This is a genomic window from Chitinophaga sp., from assembly GCF_035538455.1.
Lineage (GTDB): Bacteria > Bacteroidota > Bacteroidia > Chitinophagales > Chitinophagaceae > Chitinophaga.
Genome location: NZ_DATLKJ010000163.1, coordinates 1 through 8,865 on the forward strand (window position 1 = coordinate 1; position 8,865 = coordinate 8,865).

Sequence of the window (8,865 nt, forward strand, 5' to 3'; positions counted from 1 at the left end):
AACAGATTATGAAAAGAATCGGATTGCTGGCAGCAGCTTTGCTTTGCCTGCATGGCGCCAGGAGCCAGACAGTAAATAAAGTAGCTGATCCGGTAGAATGGGTAAACACATTAATGGGAACAGATTCCAAAGTGAGCTTATCCAATGGTAACACTTATCCCGCTATTGCCCTGCCCTGGGGTATGAATTTCTGGATGCCGCAGACCAATACCATGGGGAACGGCTGGGCTTATCAGTATACTGCTGATAAAATCAGAGGCTTCAAACAAACACACCAGCCATCACCATGGATTAACGACTATGGCCAGTTTGCCATTATGCCTGTAACCGGTGGCATCAAATTTAATCAGAATGCGCGCGCCAGCTGGTTCTCCCATAAAACAGAGATCGCCAGGCCATATTATTACAGCGTATATCTCGCAGATGCTGATGTTACCACAGAGATCACACCAACAGAAAGGTCAGCCCAGCTGCGTTTCACCTTCCCGCAGACAGACAGTGCTTTCATCGTGGTAGATGCTTTTGATAAAGGCTCCTATATTAAAATATTACCACAGGAGAAAAAGATTATCGGCTACACGACCAAGAACAGCGGTGGCGTACCAGCCAATTTCAAAAACTATTTTGTTATCTGTTTCGATAAACCATTCACTTATTCTTCCACCTGGAAAGATTCCGTGTTGATGAAAGGCCAGCTTGAACTGCAGGCTGATCATACCGGTGCTGTGATTGGATTCCGTACCAGAAAAGGTGAAAAGGTAGGTATCAGAACAGCCTCGTCTTTTATTAGCTATGAACAGGCGGAACTGAACCTGCAGCGGGAAGTTGGTAAAGATGATTTTGATGTAACGCGCCAGAAAGCAAAGGATATCTGGAACAAAGAACTTGGAAGACTGGCTGTGGAAGGAGGTTCCGTGGCACAGGTAACCACGTTCTATTCTTCGCTCTATCGTGTACTGCTCTTCCCCCGCAAGTTCTATGAACTGAATGCAAAGAATGAAGTGGTGCATTACAGCCCTTACAACGGCGAAGTGCTGCCAGGTTACATGTTTACCGACAACGGCTTCTGGGACACATTCCGTGCGGTGCATCCTTTCTTTACACTTATGTATCCTTCTCTCAGCGCGCATATCATGGAAGGTCTGGCCAACGCCTATAAAGAAAGCGGTTGGTTGCCCGAATGGGCCAGCCCGGGTCACCGCGACTGCATGATCGGCTCCAACTCTGCTTCCCTCATTGCAGACGCTTACCTGAAAGGTATTCGTGGCTACGATATTAATACGCTCTACGAGGCCATCCTGAAAAATACAGAACATGCTGGCCCGTTGGAATCCGTAGGTCGTGCCGGCGTAGAGTACTATAACAAACTCGGCTATGTGCCTTATGATGTAAAGGTAAATGAGAATGCTGCCCGTACGCTGGAATATGCCTACGACGACTTCACCATTTTCCAGCTCGCAAAAGCATTGAATCGTCCTAAGAGTGAAATCGCACTGTTTGAAAAACGCTCTCAGAATTACCGCAACCTCTTTGATCCGGAAACCAAACTGATGAGAGGTAAAAATAAAGACGGCAAGTTCCAGACACCTTTCAACCCATTCAAATGGGGCGACGCTTTCACAGAAGGAAACAGCTGGCATTATACCTGGTCTGTATTCCATGATATACAGGGTCTTTCCGGCCTGATGGGCAGCAAAGATATGTTTGCATCCATGTTGGATTCTGTATTTAAAATGGCGCCTGTATTCGATGAAAGCTATTATGGTACTGTGATTCATGAGATCCGTGAAATGCAGATCATGAATATGGGACAATATGCACACGGCAATCAGCCTATCCAACATATGATCTACCTGTATAACTATGCCGGACAGCCGTGGAAAACACAATACTGGGTGCGTCAGGTAATGGACCGCCTTTACAAGGCTACTCCTGACGGTTATTGCGGTGATGAAGATAATGGCCAAACTTCTGCCTGGTACGTATTCTCGGCAATGGGCTTCTACCCTGTCTGCCCGGGCACCCAACAATATGTAATGGGGACTCCTCTCTTCTCCAAACTCACCATGACACTCGAAGATGGTAAGAAAATGGAAATTGAGGCGCCTGGCAACAGTGATAAAAACCTGTATGTGCAAAACGCTACGCTTAACGGACAGGTATATACGAAGAACTGGCTCAGCCACCAGGACCTGCAGAAAGGCGGCCGACTGGTGCTGAAGATGGGCGCAGCTCCTGAGAAAACAAGAGGAACGCAACCATCAGCCTATCCTTATTCTTATTCAACGGTTATTAATAAATAGAGTAGGAAATACGATTTTCATTGTTCACTGTAAACATTTCATCCCGAGTCTTCGGGATGTATATTTTTATCTTAAACGTTATGAGGAAAATACTTTTATCAACCTTATGTTTCGCTTCTCTGGCCGTTTCTGCACAGGAGAATGTATTACAGTATGTAAAGCCCATCACCGGCACCCTGCGAATGGGACATACCTATCCCGGCGCTACCGTGCCGTTTGGGATGGTACAGCTAAGCCCGGAAACAGATACCATTCCCTATGAAATGAACGGGAAATACAACCCGGATGTGTATAAATATTGTGCTGGCTACCAATATGATGACAAGACCATTGTTGGTTTTAGTCATACGCATTTTAGTGGTACCGGCCACTCTGATCTGGGCGATTTTCTCATGATGCCAACTGTGGGCAAACTACAGCTCAACCCCGGAACAGCAGATCATCCGGAAAATGGTTACCGATCACGGTTTTCTCACAACAATGAAGTAGCTGAACCTGCCTATTACAAAGTGAAGCTGGATGACGATAACATCACTGCCGAACTTACCGCCAGCAACCGTGTTGGCTTTCATCAATATACATTTCCCGCTTCCGATCAGGCGCATATCATTCTCGACTTTATGTCGGGCATCTATAATTACGAAAACAAAAATGTATGGACGTTCGTAAGAGTAGAAAATGATACACTGGTAACAGGCTTCCGGCAGACTAACGGTTGGGCGCGTACAAGAATTGAGTACTTTGCTATGGTGTTTTCAAAGCCCTTTAAAACATATGGGCACCAGAATTATGCAAAGGATGTGTATAAAGGATTCTGGCGGAAATTTGATCAGACAAAGAATTTCCCCGAGATGGCAGGAAAACAGATCCGTGCCTATTTCGATTTCAATACCACCGAAGGCGAGCAGATAGGCGTCAAGTTTGCATTATCGCCGGTAAGTACGGAGGGGGCATTGAAGAACCTGCAGGCTGAAATTCCCGGATGGAATTTCGAAGCTGTAAAACAGGCAGGGAAGGCACTCTGGGTTAAAGAACTGAATAAAATACATATCGAATCGGGTAGCCGTGAAGAAAAGGAGAATTTTTATACAGCTATGTATCATGCCTTCATTAACCCTACGGCCTACATGGATGTGGATGGCAACTATCGTGGACTGGATATGAATATTCATACAGCAAAAGGATATACGAATTATACGACTTTCTCTCTCTGGGATACCTACCGCGCCCTTCATCCCCTGTTCAATATGATACAACCCACACGCAATGCGGATATGGTGCAATCCATGCTTAATCACTATGAGCAGAGTGCACAGCACATGCTGCCGGTATGGTCGCACTACGCTAACGAAAACTGGTGTATGATAGGCTACCACAGCGTTTCCGTTATTGCAGACGCTATTGTCAAAGGCAATGCACCGTTTGATGTGAACAAGGCATTGGAAGCCTGTGTAACCACCGCGCGCCACCGCACTTATGATGGTCTGGGTTACTATATGGATATGGGTTATGTGCCTGAAGATAAAAACGGCTCCTCTGTTTCAAAGACGCTGGAATATGCCTACGACGACTGGTGCATTGCACAGATTGCGAAGAACCTTGGCAGGAATGATATTTATGAGGAATTCACCCACCGCTCCAACAATTATAAAAATGTATACGATGCCCGCACGGGCTTTATGCGCCCACGGCTGAATGACGGCACCTTCAAAGCGAGCTTCGATCCCCTGCAAACGCATGATCAGGGATTTATTGAAGGTAACGCCTGGAATTACAGCTTGTATGTTCCCCAATACCCGGATGAGATGATTACTATGATGGGCGGCAAAAAACAATTCACTGCACATCTCGATTCGCTGTTCACTATGGAGCTACCGGATAAATACTTTGCAGAAACAGAAGATATCACCCGCGATGGCATCATTGGCAACTATGTTCATGGAAATGAACCGTCACACCATGTTGCCTATCTTTATAACTGGACCGGCTATCCATGGAAAACGCAGGAACGCGTACGGATGATCCTGAAGAAAATGTACCACCCGGGCCCTGACGGACTTGGTGGCAATGACGACTGCGGACAGATGAGTGCATGGTATATTTTCAGCTCTCTGGGCTTTTATCCTGTATGCCCCGGAAGCAACCAGTATGCGCTGGGAAGCCCTGCTGTGGATAAGGCCACATTACAGCTGGAGAACGGGAAAACATTTGTGATAGATGTGAAGAATCAGGGAGATAAAAATGTATACGTGCAGAAAGTATTGCTGAATGGCACTCCATTGAAACGTCTTTACCTTACACATGAAGATATTATGAACGGCGGCGTGATTACATTCTTTATGGGGGCTAAGCCAGCCAAAAGCTAACTGAAAGTTCCCAAAGGAACATACTGTAACTGTTCCAGTTCAATAACATCATTGATCTTCCTGCAAATGCCGTCTTTCAGCAACATCAGCGTGGTGCTGGCTTTTATCATATTGCGGTAATCGTGATCGGTGATGATAAACCCTTTTGTTGATTGATGACTACTGATTAGTTTCACCACCTTATCCCTGTAAAGCGGCTCTACGCCTGAGAATGGCTCATCCAGCAGGATGAAGGGACTTTCCTGGTTTACCAGTAACAGTATCTCAAAATATTTCAGTTCGCCGCCGGATAAGGCTGTCGTTTTTTTATCGAGATGGATATGCAGGCGTTCGTCTCTGTAAATCAGTTCCCGTTTTTCTTCGTTGTCAACAAAAACATCAACGATCTGCCTGAGTGATAAATATCTCGGTAGAAAATCATGCTGAGGCAGGTAACTTACCAGGTTACCCTGTTTATAAGAGTGCTCATATTTTTGGCCGTCAATCCTGATATGCTGATGCGCAGCCGGTTCTGTGCCGAAGATGATCTTCAGTAAAGTGGATTTGCCGCTGCCGTTCCGGCCGAGGATACCTATTACTTCGCCTGTCTTGCATTTGATGTAACAGTCAGTGATCAGTTCTCTTGCGCCAAAGTTTTTCTGAATACTATCAGCTTCCAGTTCATGCAGCATGCGGTATGAGTTTATATAAACAAAAGAGAATGATAAGCAATAGCAGACTGGCCATATAGGTGGCTGTTATCAGCTTTACTTTTGAAAAGCCCTTGTTGTAATAGAAATAATAAGACTTCTTGTATCGAAGCTCGTAGAAGAATACCGCCAGGAAGAAACCACCTGTAAAAAAGGATGTAATGAATCCTTTGAGGAAGCTGTCGGCGCCCAGCAGCAGGCTACCGGCGAAGGCTAGAAACAGGGAGCAGAGCGTATTGAAACCCTGTATCACTTTGAAATATGTAAGCAGTATCAGTAACTGTCCCTGGTATTGTTTCATGATTGCTAATATCTGAAAAAAGGAGAGATTAAAGCAATTTGCTTTAATCTCTCCTTTTAATCTGTTATACTATGTACTAAAAGCTGTAAGCTGATAGCAGCTAATGTAAACTGAAGGTAGTGATACCCAGTGGTACCTGCTGGCCTGGCGCGGTTGCTTTGAATTTAAAGTACAGGTTGTGCATTTTCCCATCTGTTACCGGCGCAAAGCTGAAGCTGGCTTTCACAGGTGTTTTAGGAGCAGCGCCGGGGCCTATCGTTACCTCCCCGAGGCGTGTGCCACCTGCATTATCCAGGAAGGCTTCCACCGTGTAGCCCTGTTGTGGCGTTTCCTGCACCATGTAGTTTATGTCGATGCCGCTGACATCCGTAAGATCCAGCTTGTTGTATACTACCCATCCTTCCGAAGTGGCCGGTATCAGGAACTTCATGCCATCAGCCTGAAATACAGACACACCGTCGGCTTTGCTATAGTCTGTAGCAGGAAGTTTGGGATTGTACAGCTCTACTGCAGAAGCGCCGGTGATCGGTTTGATACCGGGACCGCCTTTATCTGTATAGCTGGCAAGGATATGTAATACGCCACCATCTTTCAGCTCATTGCCCATTGTTGGATTAAGGCTGCCGGTGATGGGCAGCGAGCTTACCTTAGGCGCATTACCGCCGAGAGAATAAATATATTCGACAAGCTGTCTTGCTTCGCCCATAGAGAAGCCAGGGTGTGCTGACATAGCTGTTTCTCCCCATACGCCGCCGCCGCCGCTGATGATTTTCTTCGCCAGCATTTCAGGGGCCGCCGGATCTGCCTTGTATTTTTCGGCTACCTGTTTAAAGGAAGGACCGATGGATTTTTCATCTGTTTTATGACAGGTCTTACAGTCGGATACTTCCATGATATTTTTACCGGCGATAGCGCCAGTAATGATCTGGTGACCCTGTGGTAAGCCGGCTTTGTCGCGGCCCAGCAGGTAATCTGCTTTCACGAAGATGTTGTTCACATCCAGTTTGCCGTCTGCGCTGTTGCCATCTTCCTTGTCACTAACGTTAACGGTATAACGAACCTGTTTACCCGGGAAATAGAACATTTTATTACCACTGATCTCGATCTTCACCTGTGGTGTTTCGTTGCCGGCATACAATGTTATTTCCTTGCTCCTTGTCTTCGCGCCTTTATCATCCTGCACTTCCACGGATACGGCATATTCGCCGGCAGTAGTGAAGGTGTATTCCGTTTCGGGTTCGGTGGTTTCTTTCTTGTTGCCGTTGCCAAAGTACCATAGATAAGTGAGCTTGTCGCCATCCGGGTCTTTGGAACCTTCAGCACTGAACTTCACTTTAAATGGAAGGCCGCCTGTGAGCTGATTTACATGTATATCAGCTTTGGGGGCGCGGTTGCCGCCGTTGTAATCGATGCGTGAAAGGGCAGCATCTGCGTTTTTGCTGAACCATCCGTTGCCATATTCAAGTACGTACAAACGGCCGTCTGGTCCCATTTCCATATCGATGGGGGCATTGAGTTTGGAGCCAGGCATGAAGCGTTCCATCTTGGAGAAATTACCGTCTTTATCCATGGTTACTGCCATGATCCAGCCACGGATCCAGTCGTAGATAAAGAGTTTGCCGTTATAGTAATCGGGGAACCGTGTTTCTTTTGGATAGAACTCACTGTAGTAAACAGGGCCTGCTTCTGCATTACGACCGCCGCTGCCCACAATGGGAAACTCGTCAGACTTGCCGTATGGGTACCAGATAAAGGCAGGTACGGGTAACGGCAGCTCTTTAAGGCCGGTGTTATTGCGGGAGGTATTAACAGGTTTCAACGGATCAAATGCCGGTCCGGCTTCACCTGTTTCATAGTTGTAAGCATGATACGGTTTGTTATCTGCAATAAACATCGGATAGCCATAGTTGCCGGGCTTTTTGGCCTGGTTCACTTCGTCGTAACCACGGGGGCCACGTTTGGGATCATCATTGGCAGCATCCGGTCCTACTTCACCCCAGTAGAGATAACCTGTTTTGCGGTCTATAGAAATGCGGTAAGGATTGCGTGTACCCATAGTATATATCTCAGGGCGTGTGCCTTTGGTGCCTTTCGGGAACAGGTTGCCTTCAGGAATGGTATAGGAGCCGTCGGGCTGCACTTTTATGCGCAGGATCTTACCGCGCAGATCATTGGTGTTGGCAGAAGAACGGCGTCCATCGTATTGTACATGTCCGGGGCGATCGTCTGTAGGTCCGTAACCGTTACTGCCGTATTTCTGTCCTGGTTCATCGAATGGAGTGGTATTGTCGCCGGTAGAAACATAGAGGAGTTTATCCGGACCGAAAGCGATGGAGCCACCGGTATGACAGCAGATATCGCGTTGAGAGTAGAATTGCAGGATGACTTTTTCTGAAGACATATCCAGCTTGTCGTTCTCAAACTTGAAACGTGACAGACGGTTTACAGAAGTGTCTTTGGGAGAGTACATCGTGTAGATGTAGTGATTATCTTTGAAGTCCGGATCAGCGGCGAGGCCGATGAAGCCTTCTTCAGCATTTACATTGGGCACTTCTGTTTTGAAATAAACGTTCAGGAAGCTCACCTGTGAGATTGCTTTGGTAGCTTGCTTATATAGCAGCAGTTCACCGCGGCGTTGTGCTACGAGGATATCGAAGTTAGGCAGGATGGTCATTTCAGTAGGTTCAAAGAACTCACCCTGGGAGAGGATAGTTTTGGTGAAACGATCTTCTGCAGGTACACGCAGCGTTTTGGCTGCACTGTAGTCCAGCACCTGGTTTTTGCCGATGGCGTATTGTACACCACCCAACAGGTGTTTCAGGAACAGGGAGTCTTTGTATGTTTCTTCCGTATGTCCGAGGGCGGTATAAAATGCACGGCCACCATCGTAGTCATGATACCAGCTTACCGGGTGGTCGTTGCCCATAGTGCCGCCTTCGTAGGTCTTTTCATTTATCTTCATGAGCACCGTGGTGGTGGTATCTCTTTTCTTGAAATTGTACCATTCGTCTGTATGCTCCCATTTATCAGGTAGCCCGGCTGTTGCAGGGAATGATTTATTGACTACTTCCAGCGTGGCTTTGTGCGTGCCGGGAGGATGACTCAGGAAATAAGCGCCCGCGAGGTGGTTGTACCATCCCCAGTCGTATTCTGTATCAGTGGCGGCATGTATGCCTACGTATCCGCCGCCTGCCTGTATATATCTT

Annotated in this window: 5 protein-coding genes; 2 read left to right on the forward strand and 3 right to left on the reverse strand. The window is 46.9% G+C overall.

All coding sequences use genetic code 11. The features are described 5' to 3' along the window. Positions 1 to 2,303, forward strand: a 2,303-nt coding sequence (locus tag VM802_RS19830; RefSeq protein ID WP_325533760.1) for a GH92 family glycosyl hydrolase, incomplete at its 5' end; no start/stop codon positions are given. Between the two features lie 80 nt (positions 2,304 to 2,383). Next, positions 2,384 to 4,669, forward strand: coding sequence for a GH92 family glycosyl hydrolase (locus tag VM802_RS19835; RefSeq protein ID WP_325533762.1), 2,286 nt, complete (start codon positions 2,384 to 2,386; stop codon positions 4,667 to 4,669). On the opposite strand, the gene VM802_RS19840 is transcribed toward VM802_RS19835, so the two are convergent. The 3 genes from VM802_RS19840 to VM802_RS19850 form a co-directional block, all read right to left on the reverse strand. Further along, on the reverse strand, positions 4,666 to 5,340 hold the full coding sequence (locus tag VM802_RS19840) for an ATP-binding cassette domain-containing protein (RefSeq protein ID WP_325533764.1): 675 nt from the start codon (positions 5,338 to 5,340) through the stop codon (positions 4,666 to 4,668). The two genes, VM802_RS19835 and VM802_RS19840, sit on opposite strands and share 4 nt — an antisense overlap. Then, the gene (locus VM802_RS19845) at positions 5,330 to 5,659 is read right to left on the reverse strand and encodes a hypothetical protein (protein ID WP_325533766.1); all 330 of its coding nucleotides are present in this window, start codon (positions 5,657 to 5,659) and stop codon (positions 5,330 to 5,332) included. Before VM802_RS19845 ends, VM802_RS19840 begins: the two co-directional genes overlap by 11 nt. Before the next feature lie 100 nt (positions 5,660 to 5,759). Further along, positions 5,760 to 8,865 (reverse strand): ThuA domain-containing protein (locus VM802_RS19850; protein ID WP_325533768.1); only part of this gene is annotated, 3,106 nt, incomplete at its 5' end.